26 protein-coding genes are annotated in these 23,154 nt (G+C 35.2%); 16 read left to right on the plus strand and 10 right to left on the minus strand.

Features of this window, described 5'->3' with window-relative positions; all coding sequences use genetic code 11:
• Positions 1-4 precede the first annotated feature (4 nt).
• On the plus strand, positions 5-1,108 hold the full coding sequence (locus tag ACY2RT_RS02485) for an adenylate/guanylate cyclase domain-containing protein (RefSeq protein WP_490154290.1): 1,104 nt from the start codon (positions 5-7) through the stop codon (positions 1,106-1,108).
• 34 nt (positions 1,109-1,142) lie between these two features.
• Positions 1,143-1,505: a hypothetical protein gene (locus tag ACY2RT_RS02490; RefSeq protein ID WP_490154291.1), complete on the plus strand. Its 363-nt coding sequence runs from the start codon at positions 1,143-1,145 to the stop codon at positions 1,503-1,505.
• A gap of 1 nt (position 1,506) precedes the next feature.
• On the opposite strand, the gene ACY2RT_RS02495 is transcribed toward ACY2RT_RS02490, so the two are convergent.
• Complete coding sequence (locus ACY2RT_RS02495) at positions 1,507-2,787, minus strand: NAD(P)/FAD-dependent oxidoreductase (RefSeq protein WP_490154292.1); 1,281 nt, start codon at positions 2,785-2,787, stop codon at positions 1,507-1,509.
• A 125-nt stretch (positions 2,788-2,912) separates the two neighbouring features.
• Here ACY2RT_RS02495 and ACY2RT_RS02500 point away from each other — a divergent pair, with 125 nt between their 5' ends.
• Positions 2,913-3,407: an RNA polymerase sigma factor gene (locus tag ACY2RT_RS02500; RefSeq protein WP_490154293.1), complete on the plus strand. Its 495-nt coding sequence runs from the start codon at positions 2,913-2,915 to the stop codon at positions 3,405-3,407.
• Between the two features lie 5 nt (positions 3,408-3,412).
• Entirely contained in the window at positions 3,413-4,060 is a 648-nt protein-coding gene (locus ACY2RT_RS02505) for a DUF8845 family protein (protein WP_490154294.1), read from the plus strand.
• Here ACY2RT_RS02505 and ACY2RT_RS02510 read toward each other — a convergent pair whose 3' ends face one another.
• Together ACY2RT_RS02510 and ACY2RT_RS02515 are read right to left on the minus strand one after the other, a co-directional pair.
• Positions 4,061-4,864, minus strand: coding sequence for a lysophospholipid acyltransferase family protein (locus tag ACY2RT_RS02510; RefSeq protein ID WP_490154295.1), 804 nt, complete (start codon positions 4,862-4,864; stop codon positions 4,061-4,063). It abuts the gene before it with no gap.
• A gap of 73 nt (positions 4,865-4,937) precedes the next feature.
• On the minus strand, positions 4,938-5,579 hold the full coding sequence (locus ACY2RT_RS02515; protein WP_490154296.1) for an NUDIX hydrolase: 642 nt from the start codon (positions 5,577-5,579) through the stop codon (positions 4,938-4,940).
• A gap of 2 nt (positions 5,580-5,581) precedes the next feature.
• Here ACY2RT_RS02515 and ACY2RT_RS02520 point away from each other — a divergent pair, with 2 nt between their 5' ends.
• Positions 5,582-6,310, plus strand: coding sequence for a peptidylprolyl isomerase (locus tag ACY2RT_RS02520; RefSeq protein WP_490154297.1), 729 nt, complete (start codon positions 5,582-5,584; stop codon positions 6,308-6,310).
• Here the strand turns inward: ACY2RT_RS02520 and ACY2RT_RS02525 are convergent.
• Complete coding sequence (locus ACY2RT_RS02525; RefSeq protein ID WP_490154298.1) at positions 6,297-6,920, minus strand: trimeric intracellular cation channel family protein; 624 nt, start codon at positions 6,918-6,920, stop codon at positions 6,297-6,299. The two genes, ACY2RT_RS02520 and ACY2RT_RS02525, sit on opposite strands and share 14 nt — an antisense overlap.
• Positions 6,917-7,636: an RDD family protein gene (locus ACY2RT_RS02530; RefSeq protein ID WP_490154299.1), complete on the minus strand. Its 720-nt coding sequence runs from the start codon at positions 7,634-7,636 to the stop codon at positions 6,917-6,919. The genes ACY2RT_RS02525 and ACY2RT_RS02530 overlap by 4 nt, the downstream gene beginning before the upstream one ends.
• 37 nt (positions 7,637-7,673) lie before the next feature.
• Between ACY2RT_RS02530 and ACY2RT_RS02535 the strand changes: the two genes are divergently transcribed.
• From ACY2RT_RS02535 to ACY2RT_RS02565, 7 genes are all read left to right on the plus strand, one after another.
• Positions 7,674-8,645 (plus strand): stage II sporulation protein M, encoded by a 972-nt coding sequence (locus tag ACY2RT_RS02535; protein ID WP_490154300.1) that lies wholly within the window; start codon positions 7,674-7,676, stop codon positions 8,643-8,645.
• Positions 8,623-9,492: a hypothetical protein gene (locus ACY2RT_RS02540; RefSeq protein ID WP_490154301.1), complete on the plus strand. Its 870-nt coding sequence runs from the start codon at positions 8,623-8,625 to the stop codon at positions 9,490-9,492. Before ACY2RT_RS02535 ends, ACY2RT_RS02540 begins: the two co-directional genes overlap by 23 nt.
• Before the next feature lie 4 nt (positions 9,493-9,496).
• Positions 9,497-10,258 (plus strand): DUF4129 domain-containing protein, encoded by a 762-nt coding sequence (locus ACY2RT_RS02545; RefSeq protein ID WP_490154302.1) that lies wholly within the window; start codon positions 9,497-9,499, stop codon positions 10,256-10,258.
• Positions 10,251-11,468: a DUF4350 domain-containing protein gene (locus ACY2RT_RS02550; RefSeq protein WP_490154303.1), complete on the plus strand. Its 1,218-nt coding sequence runs from the start codon at positions 10,251-10,253 to the stop codon at positions 11,466-11,468. Before ACY2RT_RS02545 ends, ACY2RT_RS02550 begins: the two co-directional genes overlap by 8 nt.
• Entirely contained in the window at positions 11,455-12,453 is a 999-nt protein-coding gene (locus tag ACY2RT_RS02555) for an AAA family ATPase (RefSeq protein ID WP_490154304.1), read from the plus strand. The genes ACY2RT_RS02550 and ACY2RT_RS02555 overlap by 14 nt, the downstream gene beginning before the upstream one ends.
• 3 nt (positions 12,454-12,456) lie before the next feature.
• Positions 12,457-13,785 carry a DUF58 domain-containing protein gene (locus tag ACY2RT_RS02560; protein WP_490154926.1) on the plus strand — a complete coding sequence of 443 codons (1,329 nt, stop codon included), beginning with the start codon at positions 12,457-12,459 and terminating at the stop codon, positions 13,783-13,785.
• 75 nt (positions 13,786-13,860) lie between these two features.
• Complete coding sequence (locus ACY2RT_RS02565; RefSeq protein WP_490154305.1) at positions 13,861-14,796, plus strand: LysR family transcriptional regulator; 936 nt, start codon at positions 13,861-13,863, stop codon at positions 14,794-14,796.
• A 44-nt stretch (positions 14,797-14,840) separates the two neighbouring features.
• Here the strand turns inward: ACY2RT_RS02565 and ACY2RT_RS02570 are convergent, their stop codons facing one another.
• The 3 genes from ACY2RT_RS02570 to ACY2RT_RS02580 all read right to left on the minus strand — a co-directional run bounded on the left by ACY2RT_RS02570 (position 14,841) and on the right by ACY2RT_RS02580 (position 15,381).
• Entirely contained in the window at positions 14,841-14,966 is a 126-nt protein-coding gene (locus ACY2RT_RS02570) for a hypothetical protein (RefSeq protein WP_490154306.1), read from the minus strand.
• Between the two features lie 97 nt (positions 14,967-15,063).
• Positions 15,064-15,201 carry a hypothetical protein gene (locus ACY2RT_RS02575; RefSeq protein WP_490154307.1) on the minus strand — a complete coding sequence of 46 codons (138 nt, stop codon included), beginning with the start codon at positions 15,199-15,201 and terminating at the stop codon, positions 15,064-15,066.
• A gap of 18 nt (positions 15,202-15,219) precedes the next feature.
• A complete protein-coding gene (locus tag ACY2RT_RS02580; RefSeq protein WP_490154308.1) occupies positions 15,220-15,381 on the minus strand; it encodes a DUF1328 domain-containing protein in 162 nt (53 codons plus the stop codon).
• A gap of 280 nt (positions 15,382-15,661) precedes the next feature.
• Here ACY2RT_RS02580 and ACY2RT_RS02585 point away from each other — a divergent pair, with 280 nt between their 5' ends.
• Positions 15,662-16,291 (plus strand): DUF2652 domain-containing protein, encoded by a 630-nt coding sequence (locus ACY2RT_RS02585; RefSeq protein ID WP_490154309.1) that lies wholly within the window; start codon positions 15,662-15,664, stop codon positions 16,289-16,291.
• Between the two features lie 391 nt (positions 16,292-16,682).
• Here the strand turns inward: ACY2RT_RS02585 and ACY2RT_RS02590 are convergent, their stop codons facing one another.
• Both ACY2RT_RS02590 and ACY2RT_RS02595 read right to left on the minus strand, forming a co-directional pair.
• Positions 16,683-17,168 (minus strand): hypothetical protein, encoded by a 486-nt coding sequence (locus ACY2RT_RS02590; RefSeq protein WP_490154310.1) that lies wholly within the window; start codon positions 17,166-17,168, stop codon positions 16,683-16,685.
• Between the two features lie 33 nt (positions 17,169-17,201).
• A complete protein-coding gene (locus tag ACY2RT_RS02595) occupies positions 17,202-18,986 on the minus strand; it encodes a hypothetical protein (RefSeq protein ID WP_490154311.1) in 1,785 nt (594 codons plus the stop codon).
• Positions 18,987-19,098: 112 nt separating this feature from the next.
• On the opposite strand from ACY2RT_RS02595, the gene ACY2RT_RS02600 reads away from it, so the two are divergent.
• The 3 genes from ACY2RT_RS02600 to ACY2RT_RS02610 are packed head-to-tail and all read left to right on the plus strand — an operon-like array spanning position 19,099 to position 23,078.
• Positions 19,099-19,623, plus strand: a complete 525-nt coding sequence (locus ACY2RT_RS02600) for an RNA polymerase sigma factor (protein ID WP_490154312.1) — start codon at positions 19,099-19,101, stop codon at positions 19,621-19,623.
• Between the two features lie 46 nt (positions 19,624-19,669).
• Complete coding sequence (locus ACY2RT_RS02605; protein ID WP_490154313.1) at positions 19,670-20,575, plus strand: FecR family protein; 906 nt, start codon at positions 19,670-19,672, stop codon at positions 20,573-20,575.
• Positions 20,565-23,078 carry a TonB-dependent receptor gene (locus ACY2RT_RS02610; protein ID WP_490154314.1) on the plus strand — a complete coding sequence of 838 codons (2,514 nt, stop codon included), beginning with the start codon at positions 20,565-20,567 and terminating at the stop codon, positions 23,076-23,078. The genes ACY2RT_RS02605 and ACY2RT_RS02610 overlap by 11 nt, the downstream gene beginning before the upstream one ends.
• Positions 23,079-23,154 lie beyond the last annotated feature (76 nt).

Here is a 23,154-nt window from a genome sequence, read left to right on the forward strand (position 1 = left end):
CTACATGAAATTTGTAAAAGATAGGCGATTTTTATTTTATGCAAGGCGAGCTCTTTGGATATTTATTGCTTGGGGAGTAATTTCCAATTTTATATTTTTTTACGATTATATTACACTAATAAGCCACAATGCCCTTACTACAGATTACGATTTTAAATCTTCCTTTACAGCATACCTAATTGTAAATATCTGTGCCTCTTTGATTGGGGGGCTCTTTACCGTTAACCTTATGGAATATTGGTTGCGTACTTATGCCATCTGGAAGGCACTACTACTAATTATCGTTGTTTATACTATAGTAGCACTATTTGTAGGCTCTATTGGGAGCTTGTACATAAATGGCCAGGAAATGGAACTGCCTATGTTTCATCCGGAAGTATTTGAAGAGTTATTCTTTTTCTTCGGAAAGGCAATTTTCTTAAAAAATTATATTGTTTGGCTCATTATTGTACTTGCAACGCTTATAGTATTAATGGTAAATGATAAATATGGGCCCGGTGTTTTTCCCGATTACCTTAGAGGAAAGTATTTCAGGCCAAAAAAGGAACGTCGTATTTTCATGTTTGCAGATATTAAAAACGCTACAGGAATTGCCGAAGCTCTTGGAGAAGAGAAGTATTTTAATTTCCTGAAGGATTTCTTTAAATACATTGCACCTGCTATTTCGCAAACCAGAGGAGAAGTATATCAATATGTAGGTGATGAAGTTGTAGTCTCCTGGAAAGTTAAAAAAGGATTGGACAATGGAAATGCAATTCATTGTTTTTATGAAATGAAAGAACTCCTTAAAAAAAAACATCTCTATTTTTTAAATACGTACAATGCTGTACCGGATTTTAAAGTAGGTTATCATTTTGGCTCAGTCATGGTTGGTGAGTTAGGACAAATAAAAAGAGAAATTGCATTTTCCGGGGATGTATTGAATACTACCTCCCGTATTCAAGCCAAATGTAACGAAATGGGTGTGGAAATTTTAGCTTCAAAAGAATTTGCAACTGCTGCATATAAGCTTCCAAAAGGGGTTACAATACAGGATGTTGGCAAAGAAAAATTGAGAGGAAAGGCAAACGAAATTGAATTAGTTACTTACAATAGGAATGGTATTTGATAGTTTTACCAAAGAAAACATTAATACTATTCTTATGAAAACAGATCGCTACACCAAAACCATCCTTACGATTATTGCCGTTTGCCTTACAATCAATCTCGTTAAAGAATTAAATATTGTTCCGTCCGTTTATGCTTCAGAAACTAAAAATACTATTGAAACCTCAACAGAATACAGATTGGTTCCTCTAAATGAAAATAATACTATGGATGTTCGTATTGTGGATATTAACACCTACGATGAGCTTAACGTAAATCTAAAAAGTGTTGATACGTACGATGAGGTAAAAGTTAACATTAAGAGTATAGATACCAGTGACGAACTTGATATCAATATTGATGAGATAGGTGGCAGTTGGGTAACCAATGGAGGCCCTTTACGTGTGAAAATTGAATAATTTATTTTCGGTTATTCTTAAAAGGCCTTATGATAAGTCTTGCAGCCCGGTCGTAATTTATATAGTTATAGGTCCAGTTAAAAAAAGTGACCACTCTATTTCTAAAACCCACTAAAAACCAAAGATGCACAAACATCCAAAGGAACCAGGCAAAAGCACCTCCAAAGCGCCATTTTTTCAAGTCTACAACCGCTTTATTTCTACCAATAGTCGCCATCGTTCCTTTATCATAATATTTGAAAGGTAACATCTCTTTTCCTGAAAACATTCGTTTCAGGTTTTTACCCAAACGTTTTCCTTGTTGAATAGCCGGTTGTGCTACTTGTGGATGGCCTTTCGGGTAATCTACGGTTTCCATTAATGCAATATCTCCCAAAGCGAAAATGTTTTCAAGGCCTTCAATTCTATTGAAGTGATTCACTTTATAGCGATTGACTTTTTCCAACAAGCCTTTACCTTCTATTCCCCTTACAGGAGCCCCGGTAACACCTGCTGTCCAGATAAAGGTAGCTGCTTTAAATTCTTTTTGGTCAGAAGTTCTTACTGTTACACCATCATAATCGGTTACCAAAGTATTTAAATGCACTTTTACTCCAAGTTTTTGTAAAGACTTCAATGCTTTTTTTGAAGATTGATAGCTCATAGGCCCTAAAACTCTATCACCTCCTTCTATTAGGTGAACACACATATCCTCTTCTCCTAAATTAGGATAGTCATTCTCGAGAATACCTTTTCTAAACTCTGCCAAAGCTCCGGCCAATTCAACTCCAGTGGGGCCTGCCCCTGCAATAACAAAGTTAAGCAACTGTTTCTGCTCATCCGCTTCATCAGTAATATCTGCAGCTTCAATATTTTGAAGGACAAGACTTCGGATATTCAACGCCTGCGGAACAGTTTTCATAGGCATACTATTTGCTTGAATAGCAGCATTTCCAAAAAAATTGGTGCGTGTTCCGGTAGCAATCACCAAATAATCAAAAGACAAGCTTCCAATTGAGGTTTCAATCTTTTTTTCTTCTGTATTGATATAGTTTACTTCAGCTAACCGGAAATGAAAGTTTTTATTTTTTCTGAATATTTTCCGAAGCGGATAAGCAATAGAATCCGGCTCTAGCCCTGCCGTTGAAACTTGGTACAATAAAGGTTGAAATGTATGGTAATTATGTCTATCGAAGAGTACAATTTGTACCTTTACTTTTTTAAGTTGCCTGATAAGTGAAATACCTGCAAAACCACCACCAATAATAACAATACGAGGTAACCGGGTTTCGGGAATGTTCATGAAGTTTTTATTATAATACAAAGGTACTATTTGTACCAATAATCATCTATAAATTCTTTAAATTTTAAGAATTTTGTAACAAAGAAGATCGTCGTAACACTAATGCAGTAACCAACAAAGGACCATTGACCAAAGAACTGGAACATAGTTTTGTAACCCAACTGGAAGAGAATCAAAACATTGTGCACAAAATTTGCAGATTGTACACTAATGATAGTGACGCGCACAATGATTTATTTCAGGAAATTACCATCCAATTATGGCGGGCATTTCCAAAATTCAGAGGGGATTCAAAATTTAGTACCTGGATGTATCGAGTTGCTTTAAATACTGCGATCACCTTGTATAGAAAATCTAAGCGTTCTATAAAAACACAGGATTTTGAAGGTGTCAGTTTTAAAATTACAGCAGAAGATTATGATGATACGGTTGAAGAGCAACTAAAGTTAATGTACAGCGCTGTAAAGAATTTAAATGACATCGACAAAGCATTGGTCTTCTTGTATCTGGAAGATAAAAACTATAAAGAAATTTCGCAAACACTTGGTATTACTGAAGTGAATGCGCGTGTAAAGATGAATAGAATTAAAGAAAAATTACGAACAATATTAAATCCGTAATCCCTATGGATGAGCTAGAATTATTAAAAAAACAATGGCAAGAGAGGGAACAGGATCTCCCCAAGTTGTCGTATCAGGAAATATACAGCATGCTACTTAAAAAATCATCTTCTATTGTGAAGTGGATCTTTTTTATAAGCATTGCCGAGATTGTTTTTTGGACCATTTTGGCTTTCCTGGTACCCGAATCCAGTAAAGAAATTAACAACGGTATTGGTTTAAAAACAACTTTTATAATTGTCAATATTATAAACTATATTGTTTTTGCAGTATTCATATTTCTTTTTTATAAAAATTACCGCACTATTAAAGTAACTGATTCCATAAAAGGACTCATGGGTAATATTTTAAAAACTCGTAGAACAGTTAAATACTTTGTAATATATAATGTTGGTGCCTCTATATTATTGCTTATTGGAGTTAACTTGTATTACTATACCAAGAAAGAACAATTGTATTTATTAATGCAGAAAAATTTTGAAGGGTATGCATCGATACCTCCTGAAAGTTTTACTTCTATCTTTTTTGTAAGTCAACTCATTGGAGGTGTTATAATGATAGGTTTGTTACTTATTTTCTATCGTTTGATATACGGGATTTTATTGAGAAGGCTAAAAAGGAATTACAAAGAATTAAAGAAGATCGAAGTATGATCAATAGCGCCATTGGCGTTGTTTGTTTAATTCTTCTTCACTTAAAATCTCCTCTTTAGGAATTACTTTTAAAAATGAAGGGTGTTGTTCAATGGCGTATTCAAGTTTTTTTACAATATCCTCGACCTTTTCATTTTCATAATCAATTTCTAAAGGTTTTTTAATTTCCATAGATTGCAGAATTCCCCTTTTCTTAATTCGCAACCCCTTCTTATCAAAAGACCTTCGAAATCCATCTATAACAATAGGAACTACAATAGGTTTATTTTTTTTGATGATATGTGCTGTCCCACGCCTTATAGGTTTCCAAGGCTTGGTGGTACCTTGTGGAAAGGTAATTAACCAGCCATCATCTAAGGCTTTCGAAATACTACTTACATCGCTCATTTTTACTTGCCTGTTTACTTCTTTTCCTTCGGCACGCCATGTTCTGTCAATACTAACAGAACCTGCATACGCCAAAATTTTTGGCAATAATCCGGATTGCATGGTTTCCCGTGCAGCTACAAAATAAACATTGAGTTTGGGGTTCCAGAGGTATCCTATGTTTTTAATGTTGTCTTCCCTGCCACTTAAACTGGCATTGAACACATGAAACATGGCAACTACATCTGCGAAATATGTTTGATGATTTGAAACAAAGAGCACGTTGGTGTCCGGTAGTGCTTTTAAGATTTCACTGCCCTCAATTTCAAGTTTGTTAAAGCCTTTAAATCGGCGGTGTGTTAACGCTCCTAAAATTCTGATCAACCAACGTTTTAAAAATAATATATGCCCAAATGGATTCTTTTTAAAAAGCCCCATAAATTGTCTTCTAAATATAAAATAGACAGTTACTCAAAAATAACCGAGCTGCAAAGATACTAAAAATACACCTTTAGAGTAGTTGTTTGAGCAATTCCCGTACTTCACTTAACATCATTGCTGTAGCACCCCAAACAACATGGCCGTTCAACATAAAAGCAGGTACATCAATGTCTGTGGCATAAGAAGTTGTCAACTTTTTTGAAATCAATATTTTATCATCCATAAAATGGGTGAGTGGCACTTCGATCAATGCTTCGACCTCATCTTCCTGTGGGATAAATTGTGGCGTTTTTGAAGTAACTCCCAAATAGGGTTGTACAAAAAAGTTACTCGGTGGGATGTAAATTTCGGTAAGTTCTTTTAATACAGAAATCGTTTGTGAAGGGACTCCTACTTCTTCTTCTGTTTCTCGCAAAGCGGCCTCTTGTAACGAAGTATCTCCCGGCTCCAGCTTTCCACCAGGGAAACCAACTTGGGCAGAATGTACTCCTTTATATGTCTTGCGAAGTATTAATATTAAGTGGGTTTCAAAATTTTGGGAGGGATAAAATAGCGCCATTACTCCGGCTTTTTTTGCCGTTTGCTTTTCTTTAGCAATTTTTTTCAATTCTAATAAACGTTCAATGGGAGCCATTTTTAGTTGTGTGGCTTCGCCCGGAAGTTCCAATTTTGTTACTTTTACAATCTGTTTTTCAAAATATTGAAATTGCATTTATGAAGTATTTACTATGGTTCGGGTTTGCTTTTGTAGGGTTATTAATTAGTTGTGAAGATACTAAAAAGGGTTCCGAAGTAAAAACCGAGGCCGTTACTAAGCAAGAAAAAGATTCAATTATCGTTAAAAACACTTCCGAAGTAAAGAAAGCTGAAACTACAGACAACAGCTATCCGAAGATCACTAACAAAAATGTGGTTGCGTTTTTAACCGAATATGGTATCAATAACCCTGAAACCAAAGTACAAATTACGACCAATCACGGAAAGATTACTATTGAGCTTTATAAAGATACTCCTTTACACCGCGCTAATTTCGTGTATTTGGTAAAACAGCACTATTTTGATGACACCTATTTTCACAGAGTAGTCAAAAACTTTATTATCCAAGGAGGAAACAGTGATGATGTGTCTACGCCTAGAAAACGCAATAAAATAGGTAAAAGCTATCTGCTTCCTGCCGAGATCATTCCGGGGCGAAACCATACTTATGGTACAGTAAGCGGTGCAAAAGAATATCGTGAAAACCCGGATAAGAAGTCGGCTCCCTTTGAGTTTTTTATCTTTTTAGGGCCGCAAACTTCCACCCGGCATCTTAATGGCAATTATACTATTTTTGGAAGGGTGACCAAAGGAATGGATATTGTGGAAAAGATCGCTAATCTTCCGGCAGATGAAGGTGACTGGCCATTACAGAATGTATATATTACTGAGGTTACTCTTCTGTAAGCTCCTTTTTATTATATATAGAAGGAAGTGACAATTTAAAATATACTGCCAACAATCTGATCGTGATTACAATAGACCCGGAAATGATAACGACAAAATCTTCTGTCAAAGAGGTCTTCAGCAATAAAAAGTAGGCAAATCCACCTACAATACAGGCAGTTGCATAGATCTCCTTTCTAAAGATAATAGGAATTTCATTACACAATATATCCCGGATCACCCCTCCAAAACAAGCAGACATTGTCCCTAAAGCAACGCAAATAAGTGGCGGAAAACCTGCTGCAATGCCTTTCTCTACCCCTACAATGGTGTATAGAGCGATTCCAATAGTATCAAATAGAAATAATGATTTACGGATATAACCCAACTTCTTTCTGAAAATGATCGCGAATATAGCTGCACCAATAATCACATATACAAAAGTGAGGTTTCGCATCCACGTTATATCTGCATCAATTAAAACATCTCTAAGTGTTCCCCCTCCTACTGCAGTCACAAAAGCAATAATAAAAATACCGAACGGGTCCATACGTTTTTTTAACGCTGTAAGCACCCCCGAAATGGAAAACGAAATAGTTCCTAAAATATCTATAATTAAAAAAAGGCTCACATGTTTTGAGTATAATAGTTATAGTCTTTAATTACCTTATCAACAAATTTGATAGGAGTTTCTTCTATGGTAATGTCCATTACTTTTGAAATTCTCTCAGAAAGTTTCAAAATAACATTGTGGTTTCCATTGTATTTTGCTTCCGTAAAAACATTTTTAATCGTCTGCATTTCATGGTCGGTAAAAACTGTTACCTGTGGATATTTTGGTTTATAGTCCTCCGGAATATCCATTAATAGTGTTTGTGCAAAGCTAACAGTTTTCTTTTCGGTAATAACTGTAGTGGTCGCGGCAATATCACCCAATCTTTGCCCTTTTCCATTAAATAGAATAGTAACCAAAGCTAAGGCTCCACTGGTGAAACTAATATCTATGAGACGTAGCAGCCATCGTATAAAAAAGTTTGAAAAAGCTGGCTTGGAGCCATCTAATTTTACCACCCGAAGCTTCATAACAGCTTTTCCAGGGCTGCGGCCATCCCAAAAAGTTTCCCATAATAAATGGTATAAGAATATTGGGAGGCTAATCGTCATCACTATTATAAAAAGAATATCATCCTCTAAATATTCAAACACACCTATCATAAAAATCAGAACAATAATGTAAATAGCAATAATTATCGAATCAATAAGGTAAGCGAGAATACGGTCACCCACTCCAGCTACATTTTGAGCAATGTTTACATTTTGAGCAGTTTCTATTTGAAAATTATCCATTAAATCTGTTACTTTGAGGCTAAACAATTGCTGTACGATGCGCGAAGCTGCCTTTGCGAAACAAAATAAAGATAAATGGTTAAGATTTGAAAATGTTCTAAGGAATAATGTTCAAATACACCCCGATGAGCTTAGTGCATTATATGTTGAGATCACAGACCATTTAAGTTATGCCCAGACCTTTTACCCTAAAAGCAATACATTGCGCTATCTAAATGGGCTCTCTGTACTGGCGCATCAAAAAATTTACAAGACCAAAAGAGAATCCCGTTCCCGTTTTATTACGTTTTACAGCCGGGAGTTTCCTTTATTTTTTTCTCAATACCATAAGCAGTTGTTAATAGCTTTTATCACATTTGTGCTATTTTCTGCAATTGGAGCATATTCGGCTGCAACAGACGGTAACTTTGTTCGCCTAATTTTAGGAGATGGTTATGTGAACATGACATTGGACAATATTGAGAAAGGAGATCCCATGGCAGTATACAAGGAAATGGGGGAAATGAATATGTTTTTAGGAATTACCATCAATAACATAAGAGTTGCCCTTTTCGCTTTCTCTTTTGGAATATTTTTAAGCTTAGGTACCTTGTTTATCTTAATGCGAAACGCCATTATGGTAGGTTCTTTTCAATATTTCTTCTATGACCAGGGATTGTTGTGGGAATCTGCACGGACGATCTGGATTCATGGAACTATCGAAATATCCGTAATTATTATTGCAGGATGTGCCGGATTGGTTTTGGGAAATAGTATTTTGTTTCCTGGAACTTACACGCGCTTGCAATCTTTTGTAAAAGGAGCCAAAGACGGAGTCAAAATTCTGTTGAGTACCATTCCTTTCTTTATCATTGCCGGATTTCTGGAAGGTTTTGTGACCCGGCATACCGAAATGCCGGACTGGTTAGCCATCCTCATCATTGGCGGTTCTCTTTATTTAATACTATTTTACTACGTTATCTATCCTATAAAACTAAAAAAGAAACATGAACGAAAAAGTACAATTTAAGCAGCAGCGCGAATTAGGAGGTATTTTAACTGATACCTTTAAATTTTTAAGACTGAACGGAAAGCAACTCTTTGGACTCATCTTTAGAATTGCCGGCCCGGCATTACTGATATTGGTATTTGCTTATGTGTATTATATGCAAACTGTATTTGGAAGCATGGGTGGTTTTGGAGTTACCAATACCGTAGAAGATTTTACAGGCGGATTCTTTTTAGCAATGTTAGTCCTTATAATTTCGGCTATGGCATATTACGCATTACTATACGGCACCGTGCTGCATTCCATAAGATCTTATGTAAAAAATAACGGAAATATCATCAAAGAAGAAGTCACTGCCGGTGTAAGGCAAAGCTTCTGGAGCCTCTTAGGGTTAAGTATTCTGGTAGGATTGATGGTAGGTTTCGGGATTGTTTTTTGTGTTATTCCGGGAATCTATTTAGCCGTTCCTTTAGCACTCACCTATTCCATACATATTTTTGAAAAACGAGATGTCACAGATAGTATTAGTTATAGTTTTAAGCTAATCAAAAATGAATGGTGGATCACCTTTGCCACCTTTTTAGTGATAGTAATACTATATTACATTATTTTGATGATTTTCCAGGTACCCCAGTATATCTACTTCTTTATTAAAGGGTTCGCCATAGCCGAAACCCTTTCGGCAGATCCTGCCGAAATGTTTGACTGGGTATATATGGCACTAAGTTCCATTGGTATCATTGCACAATATCTTTTACAAACTATTCTTGTAATTACTACAGCGCTTATTTATTACAACTTAAACGAAAAGAAAAACTTTACCGGAACTATGGAAACCATAGAATCCATAGGTGACCGGGAACAGTAAACATATGTACAAAGGAATCTTTTTAATGATACTTATTTTCTGTTTTTCTGAAGGAAAAGCACAGGATTCCCTTACCGTTTCCGAAGAAAAAATAATACAGTACGATACCAATAGTGAAATAGTTCCTTTGGAGCTTAATAAAGAAAAAATTGAAAATTTTAAAAAAGAGGATGCTTTTGATTATACCGAAATTGAACCCGATGAAGATAATTGGTGGGAACAATTTAAAAGATGGCTAAGCGGACTATGGTATAAATTCTGGGAATGGCTGCTTCCCGACTATGCAAGTAGCCCATTTTGGCTATTTATAGTAAAAGCAATGCCTTACCTCATTATAATAGGAATCATAATATTTGTTATTTGGCTGTTCTATCGTCTAAACCCGGGAGCGAAAATCCTGAAGTCTCAGGAAACACCGGATGTGTTCTTCACCGAAGAAGAAGAGATCATCAAAACCAAAGACATCAAAAAGCTCATTCAAAAAGCATTGGAGAACAAAGATTATCGTCTGGCTGTCCGGTATTATTATTTATTGATCCTGAAAAAATTAAGTAATGCCCATATCATCGAATACGAATTTGATAAAACCAATACCGATTATATTGCTGAAATTACTTCAGAAAAAATTAATGGCGAATTCAGAAAAGCAACAACGCTCTATGACTATATCTGGTACGGAAGCTTTGCAGTTACCGAAACCGATTACAACATAGCACAAAACACTTTTAATAGGCTGGAACATCAAATCCCTGAAGTAATTGACTAAATTTCAAAAAATAGCACTGTTTGGATTACTACTCATGGTAGCTGCTTTAGTGTATCTGGAAGCAACCAAGCCTCAACCCGTAAATTGGTTTCCGAGTTATAACAGTGACGATAAAATTCCCTTGGGTACTTACGTCTTACACAACCTTCTGGAAGATAACTTTAAAGAAAAGCTTATAAATATCTCGCAACCACCTTTCGAAGAATTACGAGATACACTCCTAAGCGGCACCTACCTTTTTATCAATAATAAACTTGTCTTTGACGAATCTGAGTTTGATCACTTATATAAATGGGTAGAAAGAGGAAATACTGTTTTTGTTTCGGCAAACCATCACAGTGAAGCTTTATTAGATACATTTCACCTAAAAATGGGAAGTGCATGGCTTCCTAACAGAATAGGAACAGAACCTATGCTGAATCTCAAAAATAAAAGATTGACTGCAAAAGAACCTTATCATATAAAAAGAGATTTTTTAGTACGTTATTTCAGTGAGATTGACACACTTTCTCAAACTGTTTTAGGAGTTTCTCAAGCCTATAATGATACGCTAAAAATTACAGAGCCATTAATCAATTTTATAAAAGCTCCCATAGGAAGTGGTGCTTTTTATATACACAACCAACCCGAAATTTTTTCAAATTACTTTTTGCTTTCAGAAGAAAATATAAACCATACTCAAAATGTATTATCATATATAAACAATGGAAGTGAAATATTCTGGGATAAACATTACAAAGCCGGAAAACGTGTTAACATATCTCCTTTGTACATTCTTTTTAATAATAAGTACCTCAAATGGGCCTATTATTTTGTACTAACAGGTATTCTATTGTTTGTTTTATTTGAAGGCAAACGAAAACAGCGAAGTATTCCTGTTATAAAACCCCTTACCAATAAAACCTACGAATACACACGTACCATTTCCGGAATGTATCTCGATAAAAGGGATAGCCATGAAATTGCTAAAAAACAGATTGTCTTGTTCTTTGAATTTATCCGTACTCGTTTACGTATCCCAACGGAGCATAGCAACAGTCGCTTTTTTACTGCCGTAGCCGCCAGAAGTGGAAATACACTTGAAGACACTAAAAAACTGTTTACTTTTATAGAAAAAGTACAACATCAACATACTACAAGCCAAGAAGAATTATTAAAACTGAATAGAGAAATTACAACCTATAAAAAGAAACTCGATGGAAAATCCTGAAGCTCAAAACGAAGAATTACATTTTAATAATCGCATTCCATTAGACGAATTAAAAACTGCTATTGAAGCGATCAAGGCGCAATTAGGTAAAATAATTATTGGTCAGAATGATTTTATAGAACTATTAATTGTAAGTCTTTTAGCAAGAGGGCATGTATTAATTGAAGGTGTTCCCGGTATTGCAAAAACCATTACTGCAAAGTTATTTGCCAAAACTTTAAAAACCGATTTTAACCGAATTCAATTTACACCAGACCTAATGCCAAGTGATGTGTTGGGAACTTCTGTGTTGAATATGAAAACTTCAGAATTCGAATTCAAAAAAGGGCCTATTTTCTCAAACATTGTGTTGATAGATGAGATCAATCGTGCCCCGGCAAAAACTCAAGCAGCTCTATTTGAAGTGATGGAAGAGCGCCAGATTACTATGGATGGTCACAAATATACCATGGAATATCCTTTTATGGTACTCGCCACGCAAAACCCTATCGAACAGGAAGGAACCTATGCTCTACCTGAAGCACAACTGGACCGCTTCCTTTTTAAAATTAAAGTGGGATACCCAACCTTGGAAAACGAAGTGACCATCTTAAAGACACATCACGACCGCAAGTCAGACATACCACAAGATCAAATAGAAGGAGTGCTTACACCCGATGCCTTAAAAAAGTTTCGGGCACAGGTGCAAGACATTCTCATTGAAGATAAAATCTTCAGTTACATAGCACAAATTGTAGATAAAACCAGAAATCATCAGCACTTATATTTAGGAGGTTCACCACGAGCATCCTTATCTATTATGAACGCTTCAAAAGCTTTTGCTGCCATTAACGGCCGTGATTTTGTAACTCCGGACGATGTAAAACGGTCTTTAGCTCCGGTATTGCGTCACCGCATCATTCTGTCTCCGGAACGTGAAATGGAGGGAATGACACCGGAAACTGTTATTGATATTATTGCTCAATCCATAGAAATTCCCCGATAAGTGATCAAATTCATCAAATCCTTATACTTCACACCGCGTTTTTTCTATGTGTTGGCGGCCTTTTCGGTACTATTGTTAGTATCGTATTGGTTTACTTTCTTATACGGAATTATATGGGTTTTGGTTTTGGGATTTGCCCTTTTTATACTTTTTGAATTGAGCATGCTCTACAGCACCAATAGTGTAAAAGGAGAGCGTATTTTACCCGAAAAATTTTCTAATAGCGATGAAAATGAAGTATTGGTACAGTTTACCAATACCTACGCCTTTAAAACCGAAATAGCTATTATAGATGAGTTACCTGTACAATTTCAGAAAAGGGATTTCTTCAGAAAAATTAGTATTCCCGGAAAAAACCGAAATACGTTTCAATATGTTGTCCGCCCTGTAGAACGTGGTGAATATGTATTTGGAAATCTTAATTGTTATGCTTCAACAATCATAGGCATGACACGAAGGCGTTATACTTTTAATAATGAGCAAATGGTGAAAGTGTATCCATCGTTCATTCAAATGAAAAAGTATGACTTTCTAGCTATTGATAACCGATTGTCTTATATAGGCCTGAAAAAAATACGCCGTATAGGGCACACAATGGAGTTTGAGCAAATCAAAGAATATGTAATGGGAGATGATGTACGAACTATTAACTGGAAATCTACAGCAAAACACGCACAGTTAATGGTTAATCAATATCAGGATGAGAAAATGCAGCCGGTATTCTCTATTATTGATACGAGTCGCGTGATGAAAATGCCTTTCAATGGTTTGAAATTGGTAGATTTTGCCATTAACAGTTCATTGGCCTTTTCTAATATTGCTTTAAAGAAAGGCGACAAAGTTGGCCTTGTAGATTTCTCGAATAAAATAGGGAGTTTTCTTCCTCCACAATCCAAAAAAGCATACCTCAATACTATTCTTGATACATTGTATAATGTCGATACAAAGTTTTTAGATTCTGATTTTGGGGCTTTACAATCTTTAGTGAAAAGAAGAATTACGCATAGAAGTCTACTATTGTTATATACTAATTTTGAGCATATTTCGTCCCTACATCGCCAAATGCCGTATTTGCAGGCTATCGCAAAAAAGCATGTATTGGTGGTAATCTTTTTTGAAAATACCGAGCTAAAAAGTTTAAGTGAAACTGAAGCCACAACTATCCCTGAGATCTTCGACAAAACCATTGCGCAGCAATTTGAGTTTGACAAAAAACTAATGGTACGCGAGCTTCAACAACGTGGAATACAAACTGTACTTACCGCTCCTGAAGACCTTACGGTAAATACTATCAACAAATATCTTGAAATAAAGGCAAAAGGTCTTTTATAGTCAAAAACTTAATTTTATATAAAAACAATAAGTTTTATCGATGATAAATTGTATTTTTGTAGTAAACCCTACAAGATGACAATTACACAATTAAAGTACGTAATGGCGGTGGCTGAGCATCAAAACTTCACAAAAGCTGCCAAAAAAACTTTTGTAACCCAGCCTACCCTGAGCATGCAAATACAAAAGCTGGAAGAAGAGTTGGATATACAGATATTTGACAGAAGCAAAAAACCAATTGAACTTACATCCGTGGGTAAAAAAATTGTAAGTCAGGCGCGTAATATTGTCAATGAAGCAGAACGTATGCAAGATGTGGTAGACCAGGAGAAAGGATTTGTGGGCGGTGAATTTAAACTTGGGATCATTCCAACAATTATGCCTACACTGCTGCCTATGTTCTTAAAAGCATTTACCAACAAATACCCTAAAATTCAATTAAAGATTGAAGAATTAACCACAGACGAGATCATTAACAAAATAAACGACGGGCATTTGGATGCTGCTATCGCTGCTACTCCGCTTAGTCATGATAAAATCAAGGAGCGTGTTTTATATTATGAGCCCTTTGTAGGTTATATTCCTGAAAGCCATCGTCTTTTTTCAAAGAACAAAATAGATAGTAAGGATCTGGATCTGGACGATATCCTTTTACTTGAAGACGGACATTGTTTTAGAGATGGAGTTATTAATCTATGTAAAGCTTCCAAACAAAATGGTGGAGAGACATTTCAATTGGAAAGCGGAAGTTTCGAAACATTGATCAAATTGTCTAACGAAGGCCTTGGAATGACACTACTACCCTATTTACATACGTTGGACATCTCTGAGGAGCAAAACAAGTTTTTACATTATTTTAATGAGCCTTCTCCTGCCCGTGAAGTAAGTATTATTTATAGCAAAAGTGAATTAAAAATGCAGATCATTAATGCATTATTTAACGTAATTTCCGGAGTAATAAGAGGAGCTATTGCCTTTCAGGATGTAAAAATTATAAGCCCAGTTAAATAAGAAATCTGAAAATCCCTTCATTTTAACTAAAAGCAATTTCAATATCACGATTTGTGCTTTGTTTTCCGGATTATGGGCTTAGGAGAAACTGGCCTTTTATTCTTTGCCGGACGTGGCCCTAGTTCGGAAAGTGGCTTTTCCTGATCTTTTGGTTTTACTTGCTTTTTCATAATTATACTGTAGTTATTATAATTTTAAATTCAAATAAAAGGGTATTTATTATTTCAGTAAATACCCTTTCGTTCAAACTAAACTACAAAACTATATTTAATCCAGCGCATCTTCAACGTCATCTGCTACATCTTCTACAGCATCTTCAACTTTCTCTCCGGTAGATTTTTCCCGGCAACTTGATACGGAAGTTAAAAATGCGACTAGTAATACTGATAAAATTATTTTTTTCATTTTAAAGAGTTTAAAAAGTTAAAGTTTCTTCTTTCCAAATATGAGCGATATGACTAATAGCACCAGAAAAATAAAGAATAAAATTTTGGCGATACTTGCGGCACCTTCAGCGATTCCTCCAAATCCAAAGATTGCTGCAATTATCGCAAGAATAATAAATATAACAGTCCAACGTAACATACTATAGATTTTAAATGTTCATACTAAACTTGATCTCACAAAGATGGTATTTCTAATGTTAAAATCTTAACGGTAAAGAAAAGAATATTAACTCAATTGCTATTCTCTCAACTATTTTTTCTAAATCTATTTATAATTCAACATATTATAAGACATTCAGGTATAAAACATTATATACATAGAATTCCTAGATTACAGAATATATTCTTCAAGCAGGGTATGATTAAAATCTATTTTTTATTTTTAAGAGAACAGAATTCAATCAAAGAAAACAGTATCTTTGATATTAATTTTTATGGATACTCCTATTAAAATCTCACCAACGCTAATTTGCATTCCTGATATTAGTGGATTTACTGAGTTCATGAGTAAAACTGAAATTGAACTGAGTGCTAAAGTTATATCGTCTCTCTTAAATAAGGTAATCTATTCCAACAAAATTGGTCTAAAAGTTTCTGAAATTGAAGGTGATGCCATTTTGTTTTACAGAACGGGCCCGTTACCACCTTTCAAAGTACTTGTTGACCAATGCAGGTTTTTTTATACTGAATTTTACAAACAACTTAAAAAGCTTTATACAAACCTTAAACATGAGGAAGATGGAGACAATATACCTGAAATTCTGGGTCTTAAAATCATCCTTCATTATGGAACGGAGGTGAGTTCAGTTCCTATAGGCAAGAATATAAAATTAATGGGAGGAGACATTATTTTAGCACACCGGCTTTTAAAAAACAAAGTTCCTTACGAAGAATATATTTTACTATCTGAAAACCTTCTGGCTGAATACAAGGACACTGAGATTGAGCATAATTTTGGGTGGGGAACTCTCTATGAAAAAGATACTGCATACAAGCATATTGGGGAAATGAGTTATAGCTACATTAATCTTAAGCCATTAGTAAATTAAAACATCTGTTCTTTATCGCTACAATTATACCACCTACTTTTCAACTGTGTTTTGGGCTTACTACAAAAGTTGGACAGTTTTTTAAGGATTATACTATATGATTAATTTATTGATAAAATTCTTGTCTTTAATTCATATTGCTTTTCAGGATGTAAAAATTATAAGTTCTGACAAATAACAAAAAAACTGATTACCTGAAATGTAAATATGGTAATAAAAAGAAAACTGCTTCAGTTTGGGCAATACTGAAGCAGTTAACATGTACACCAAAACATGCTGTCTGGCACGTAGAAAAACCAGTGGTTAAGTTCGAAATGGGAAAATGTTTCTTTTTAGTGACATCAATTATTCGATGATGTTTACTTTATGTTTCATTTTATAAATACTTATACTAATTCTTCTCGAATGTCAAAAAATCGGTTCCTCCATTTCCTCCGCTAACATCAATAAGTTCGATCTTGTTGGCTGTCACCGATATAATGTCCCAATCATCATTCAAGTCTTCAAAATCACTTGTATTCGGAACAGAAAAGAAAATATTAAAATCGTCGTCATCAGTTGAATTACCATCATCATCGGATGAATTTGAAGAGTCGTCTGTGACTGACCATGTACCTGTTACTGTAGTACTACCCTTTGTGGCCAAAAGGCTTCCGTCCGAGTTAAATGTGAAATCATATCCATTAAAATCACTTGTTTCGTCCTGATCCGTATCAAAAAAGTAAGTGATTTTCCAGGTCCCTGTTTGGGCAATACTCGTTACCTGATCTGCACTTGTCTGATTTACGTTGTTATTATTGGAATCATCTTCCGAACAAGAAACTAATAGTAATGTGCAAAAAGCGATCCCTGTTATTTTCTTAACTATATTTTTCATAATCATTTAATTTTTTAAAGAGGTTATTTATTTTTAAAGTTTTTGTAATACAAGAGTATCGGTTCCACCGCCACCGCCACTTACATCCTGTAAAGTTACCTGAGTCGCACTCGCTGATAATACATCCCAATCATCATTGAATTCATCAAATGGGAAATCAATTCCAAAATCCAACAACAGTTTATTGCCTGCACTCAACACTTCCCATGTACCATTATTGGTAGTACTACCATTAATTGCGGTGACAGTTCCGTTAGCTGCATCAAAATCTATATTATATCCGGCATAATCTCCTGTTTCATCATCACCATCGTCTAAATAAGAGGCAACTATCCACGTTCCATCATCTAAGAAGTCCTCAAGGTCTGTTCCGCCACCGCCAGAAAACGGATCACGACCAAAGGTGAGAAAGTCTGTAGAACCATTACCTCCGCTAACATCCTTAAGGCGGATGATCTCATTGGTTACTTCAAGAACATCCCAGTCTTCGGCTAATTCATCCAGAGGAATTGTTGTTCCAAAGTTTAGGTTCAACTCCAAATCAGTTTCATCTCCTGTAGATGTTGACCATATACCATCGACAGTACCATTATCATCTGTTGCTGTTGCAGTATTATCACTTGCAAAATTAAATAAGTAGTCTGCAAAATCAGCTGTTTCGTCTGTGTCATCAAAGTAATAATTTATGTACCAATTTCCATCTGTGAGAGCTGCAACAAGTACTGAATCATCGATTACATCACCGTCAGAAATACAGTCACTTTCAAATCTCAAGCGATCATCACCAATCCTCAGGTCCACTTTACTCTCCCCTGGTTGTTGCTCAATTTCATGAAGCATCCAGTCATCATTAAAATCAGGCAATCCCGGTATATCAATAGTAACTGTAATCTCATTTCCTCCACCGGTACTGGACCAGGTACCGTCTATGGTGTTTCCTGAGAAATCAACTGTAAGTGTACCAGCAGCATCAAAATTGAATAAGTATCCTACATAAATATCTTCAAGATCATTGTCATTTCGTTCCAGCTTATCCACCATCCAATCATCACACCCAGTTAGCAGGTCTTCCAGTTGTTGTGTGGTACATCCATCACAATCATCATCATTAGGATCATTATCATCATCTTCATCACAGGCATCGATTGCACTTAAAATTACACTCTCAAGCTCAGTAAAGTTGTCTATTTGCACAGTAGTTCCATCCCAAAGGATAACTGTTATCGGGAAATTAAAGGTTACAATTGTATTCTCATCAATATCTTCCAGAAACTCAAATAACTCTTCATCATTATTAATAACAACGGTTTCTATCAACTCGTTACTCTCGTTGAAAATAGAAGCTGTAATTGGGTACTGAATATCGATACATTCTATATCATCATCACCATCACTCTGGTCCGGGCATTGGAACGCAGCAGCATTCAACTCGGACTGATTATTAATTACTACTTCCGAATAGTCATCCAAAATAATAGTAATTGGAAAATTAATTTCCAAAGTATCTACATCATCGGTAAATTCGTCAAAGATATCTTCAACTAAATTAATATCATCTTCATTTTCAATAACTACTTCAATACCATTTGCAATTACGGTAACCGGTAGTTTAATATCAAAACAACTGGCTCCATCTAAAATATTGTCATAAGAACCATCATTGGCAGACGTTCGTATTAGTAAATTAGCAATTGTGGAGTTTACTCCTAATATCTCATTGTCCGGTGCTTCAATAATCTCCATATTTTCCTGTCTACAGGAAAGAAGAGATATGGAAAGCAACATAAGTAAGCCAAGTTTTTTAATAATAGATTTCATAGGGTGTTTTTTAAATTAATCTTGTTTACTACTAAAACACCTAACATTGATAAATCCCTGAAAATTTTATTTTTTTATTCCTTACTTTAGTAGAGAAAAATAGATATACTTATTGGAAAAACTTCATTCTAATATTTGTGATAAAAAGATATTCTCTAATGTGTATGAGAAGTATTCTCAGGATGTCCATGATTTTTTATATTATAAATATGGAGAAGCTTTGGGACCAAATGATAAGATGCAGGAAGCTTTCATTAAACTTTGGGAAAACTGTAAAAAGGTAAGCTCATTACAATCTGCTAAATCGTTCTTGTTCACGGTAGCCAATAATATGATGTTGAACGAAATTAAACACCAAAAGGTTGTGCTTAGGCACCGTAAAATTAAACCTAAGGATTATACCAATGAAGACCCGGAGTTTCTTCTTGAAAAAGAACAGTTTCTGGAACAATATCAAAAAGCGCTGGCTAGTTTAACCGAAGAACAGCGGATTGTGTTCACTTTAAGTAAAATTGAAGGAAAAAAGTATAAAGAAATAGCCGAAATGCTTAATATTTCTGTTAAAGCTGTGGAATATAGGGTTCTATCGGCTTTTAAAGCGCTAAAAAGCAAGTTAAAAGGATTTAAGATAAAATGATCAGGGGATTTACTTTCTGAATTGTTATATACATAAGAAGATACTTATGGACAAAGATTACTTGATACAAAAATGGCTGGCCAATGATTTAACTGAAAATGAACAAAAAGCATTTGAGTCATTGGAAGACCATGATTTACATATAAGGATTATTGAAGATGCACATTATTTTAAGGCATCTCATTTTTCTAAGGCAGATGATTTTAAAGCATTGGAAGAACGTTTGGATGACAAGACTCCAGTTAAAAGATTAAACTGGGTATACCCCTTAATGCGCATTGCAGGTGTCTTTATTATTGGTATAGGAATTTACTTTTTGTTCTTTTTCAACTCACTTACCCATATAGAGACTCTTGTCTCTGAGAAAACCACCATAGAACTTCCTGACGCTTCAAGTGTTACCTTAAATGCACTTTCTAAAATTAGTTATAGTGAAGGTGAATGGAATGAAAACCGTGAAGTACATTTAGAGGGAGAGGCTTTCTTTAAAGTAGCTAAAGGCCAAATTTTTGATGTTATTACTTCTCAAGGAACAGTTTCTGTGCTTGGCACACAATTCAACGTTCAGCAACGAAAAAATTATTTCGAAGTAATGTGTTATGAAGGAATTGTTCGGGTTAGCACTAATGATACCATTAAGGAATTGTTGGCCGGAGATACCTTTAGACTATACGATGGTATCCTCTCTTTCAGTAACACTTCCTATACTACACCTCAATGGACTTTAAATATGAGCACCTTTAAATCGGTTCCTTTTGTAGCGGTATTGAAGGAACTAGAGCGTCAATATAATATCAAAGTCCTGTACGATGGTGAGAAAACAAATCGTTTGTTTACCGGAGGATTTGTTCAGGACAATCTCGAAAACGCCCTGAATTCGATTTCAGAACCCTTAGAATTGACTTATGAAATAGAATCGAATCAAGTGCGTTTAGAGGACCGTGGGGATTAAGGCAAGCCACATACTATTTATACTATTATTCTCATGGAGCTTTGGCACCCTTTGGGCGCAGGATTTAAATGAAGAAAAATCACTGTATGAGATATTATCTACTCTGGAACAAAAACACAACTACAAATTCAACTATTTAGAAGAAACAATCTCTAATATAGATATAGTTCCACCAGATGATTCTTTGTCTATTGAGGAAGTAATTGATTATTTGCAGGATAAAACGAAATTGATTTTTAATTTTTTGGATAACAATTTTATTTCCATCAAAAAGAAAAATGAACTATTACTTTGTGGGTACCTCAAAGACAAGGACACACAACAGCCTCTTATATCTGCTACTATTCAAGGAGCAGGAAAATCAACAATAAGTGATGAGAACGGTTATTTTGAAATTCCGGCAACAACTGAGGACGAAATTATAGTCATCCGGTTTTTGGGATACAGAACCCTTACCAGACCCTTTAAATTCTTTAATACAAGCACTTGCATTCCAATTTATATGATCATCCAAGAAGAGACGTTGTCTCAGGTTATCCTTTCCAATTATTTAGTAGAAGGAATTAATAAACTCAATACCGGAGAACTTGAAGTTGATTTTGAGAAATTCAATATTCTCCCCGGGCTTATTGATACAGATGTATTGCATACCGTGCAGGCATTTCCAGGTATTCAAAGCGTTAATGAAACAGTGTCCAATATTAATATTCGTGGTGGAACCCATGATCAAAACCTAATCCTTTGGGACGATATTAAAATGTATCAATCCGGACATTTCTTTGGACTTATTTCAGTTTTTAATCCACAGATCACCAATAAGGTCTCTCTAAAGAAAAATGGCACCAGTGCCGATTATTCAGATGGTGTTTCCGGAACAATCGCTATGCATACGGACGAAAGTATAAGCTCCATGTTTAATGGGAATGTAAGTGTTAATCTTATAGATGCAGGTGCCTTTCTGGATACTCCAATAGGAAAAAAATCTTCTGTTGAAGTTGCTGCCCGTAAATCGCTTAATGGCCTGTTTGTGACACCTACATATGATGCATACTTTAGTAGAATTGCCCAGGATACCGAACTGGTGAACAATGAAATGGCTATTGCCAACACAGATCAGGAATTTGATTTCTATGATACTTCACTGCGATGGTTATATCGTCCCAGTGAAAAAGATTTTATCCGGCTTAATTTCATTAATATTAATAACAAACTGGTCTTCAATGAAAATGCCTTTGTTAATAATGAAGAAACATCTCGGGAAAGCAGTGTAAGTCAGAATAGTATTGCGGGGGGTATCTTTTATCAAAGAAACTGGACTGAAAAATTCCAAACAACGCTTCAGCTATATGAAACCGATTATAAGCTCAAGGCTATCAATGCTAACTTACTTCAATCACAGCGATTTTTACAAGAAAATATTGTTTCTGAAACCGGGGCCAAAGTAAAGTCAAGTTACAAGATAAATAACTTGTTTCTTTATCATCTTGGATATCAATTTCTTGAAACTGAAGTAACAAACCTGGATGATATTGATGTTCCGCTTATCCGAACTTTGATCTCTGAAGTGGTGAGATCTCATAGTGGTTTTACTCAAATTGATTATCGGTCAGTAGATAAAAATACATCGCTAAATGCCGGATTTCGATACAATTATCTGGATAAATTCAAGAAAAGTGTATTTGAACCACGTCTGAGCCTGCATCATCGATTTTTTGAACATTTTAGTATAGAACTTTCCGGAGAATTCAAACATCAGATCACCTCACAGGTGATTAACTTTCAGAATGACTTTTTGGGAGTGGAAAAAAGGCGGTGGCAGCTTTCCAATGATGAAGATATTCCTGTTATAACTAGCAAACAAGCCTCTATTGCTTTCAACTACAATCAAAAGGGGTTGTTACTAAGTGCAGAAGGATATTATAAAAATGTGGATGGAATTACAACACAAAGTCAGGGTTTTCAAAACCAGTATGAATTTATTAAAACAGATGGTGAATATCGGGTATTTGGTGCAGACTTTCTCCTTAGAAAAAGGTTTACGAACTTCAATGTATGGTTAAGTTACTCTTTTATGGATAATCAATATACTTTTGAAGATCTACCCGAACAGAATTTTCCAAGTAATTTGGACATTACTCAAACCGTTACCTTTGGTGCCACCTATCGTTACAAAGGATTTAAGTTTTCTTCGGGTTTTAACTGGCGTACCGGCAAACCCACGACAATGCCTGTTGAGAACAATGAAATTGTAAATAACGAGATAAACTATAACTCTGCAAACTCTTCTGTATTAGAGGATTATTTTAGAATAGATGCTTCTACACTATATGAATTTGAATTGGGAGGACTAGATGCCAATGTTGGTATTTCTGTCTTGAATATTACCGATCAGGAAAATGAAATAAGTAATTATTACAGAATTAACGAAGGAGGAGCTTCCGAAGAATTTGTCCAAAACGCTCTGGGGATAACTCTAAATGCATTAATGAGGCTATATTTTTAAGGTAAAAGCAACTTTGTGTTTTAAAAAAAGGTAATAATTAAAAAACCCGCTTTCGCGGGTTTTTTGTTATGGATTT

This window comes from Ulvibacter sp. 2210JD10-4, from assembly GCF_058148525.1.

What these genes read in the sequence shown, in the direction of transcription:
- ACY2RT_RS02485 (WP_490154290.1), top strand. Translation starts at nt 5, where the DNA reads ATGAAATTTGTAAAAGATAGGCGATTTTTATTTTATGCAAGGCGAGCT.
- ACY2RT_RS02490 (WP_490154291.1), top strand. Translation starts at nt 1,143, where the DNA reads ATGAAAACAGATCGCTACACCAAAACCATCCTTACGATTATTGCCGTT.
- ACY2RT_RS02495 (WP_490154292.1), bottom strand. Translation starts at nt 2,787, where the DNA reads ATGAACATTCCCGAAACCCGGTTACCTCGTATTGTTATTATTGGTGGT.
- ACY2RT_RS02505 (WP_490154294.1), top strand. Translation starts at nt 3,413, where the DNA reads ATGGATGAGCTAGAATTATTAAAAAAACAATGGCAAGAGAGGGAACAG.
- ACY2RT_RS02510 (WP_490154295.1), bottom strand. Translation starts at nt 4,864, where the DNA reads ATGGGGCTTTTTAAAAAGAATCCATTTGGGCATATATTATTTTTAAAA.
- ACY2RT_RS02515 (WP_490154296.1), bottom strand. Translation starts at nt 5,579, where the DNA reads ATGCAATTTCAATATTTTGAAAAACAGATTGTAAAAGTAACAAAATTG.
- ACY2RT_RS02520 (WP_490154297.1), top strand. Translation starts at nt 5,582, where the DNA reads ATGAAGTATTTACTATGGTTCGGGTTTGCTTTTGTAGGGTTATTAATT.
- ACY2RT_RS02530 (WP_490154299.1), bottom strand. Translation starts at nt 7,636, where the DNA reads ATGGATAATTTTCAAATAGAAACTGCTCAAAATGTAAACATTGCTCAA.
- ACY2RT_RS02535 (WP_490154300.1), top strand. Translation starts at nt 7,674, where the DNA reads ATGCGCGAAGCTGCCTTTGCGAAACAAAATAAAGATAAATGGTTAAGA.
- ACY2RT_RS02540 (WP_490154301.1), top strand. Translation starts at nt 8,623, where the DNA reads ATGAACGAAAAAGTACAATTTAAGCAGCAGCGCGAATTAGGAGGTATT.
- ACY2RT_RS02545 (WP_490154302.1), top strand. Translation starts at nt 9,497, where the DNA reads ATGTACAAAGGAATCTTTTTAATGATACTTATTTTCTGTTTTTCTGAA.
- ACY2RT_RS02555 (WP_490154304.1), top strand. Translation starts at nt 11,455, where the DNA reads ATGGAAAATCCTGAAGCTCAAAACGAAGAATTACATTTTAATAATCGC.
- ACY2RT_RS02565 (WP_490154305.1), top strand. Translation starts at nt 13,861, where the DNA reads ATGACAATTACACAATTAAAGTACGTAATGGCGGTGGCTGAGCATCAA.
- ACY2RT_RS02570 (WP_490154306.1), bottom strand. Translation starts at nt 14,966, where the DNA reads ATGAAAAAGCAAGTAAAACCAAAAGATCAGGAAAAGCCACTTTCCGAA.
- ACY2RT_RS02575 (WP_490154307.1), bottom strand. Translation starts at nt 15,201, where the DNA reads ATGAAAAAAATAATTTTATCAGTATTACTAGTCGCATTTTTAACTTCC.
- ACY2RT_RS02580 (WP_490154308.1), bottom strand. Translation starts at nt 15,381, where the DNA reads ATGTTACGTTGGACTGTTATATTTATTATTCTTGCGATAATTGCAGCA.
- ACY2RT_RS02590 (WP_490154310.1), bottom strand. Translation starts at nt 17,168, where the DNA reads ATGAAAAATATAGTTAAGAAAATAACAGGGATCGCTTTTTGCACATTA.
- ACY2RT_RS02595 (WP_490154311.1), bottom strand. Translation starts at nt 18,986, where the DNA reads ATGAAATCTATTATTAAAAAACTTGGCTTACTTATGTTGCTTTCCATA.
- ACY2RT_RS02605 (WP_490154313.1), top strand. Translation starts at nt 19,670, where the DNA reads ATGGACAAAGATTACTTGATACAAAAATGGCTGGCCAATGATTTAACT.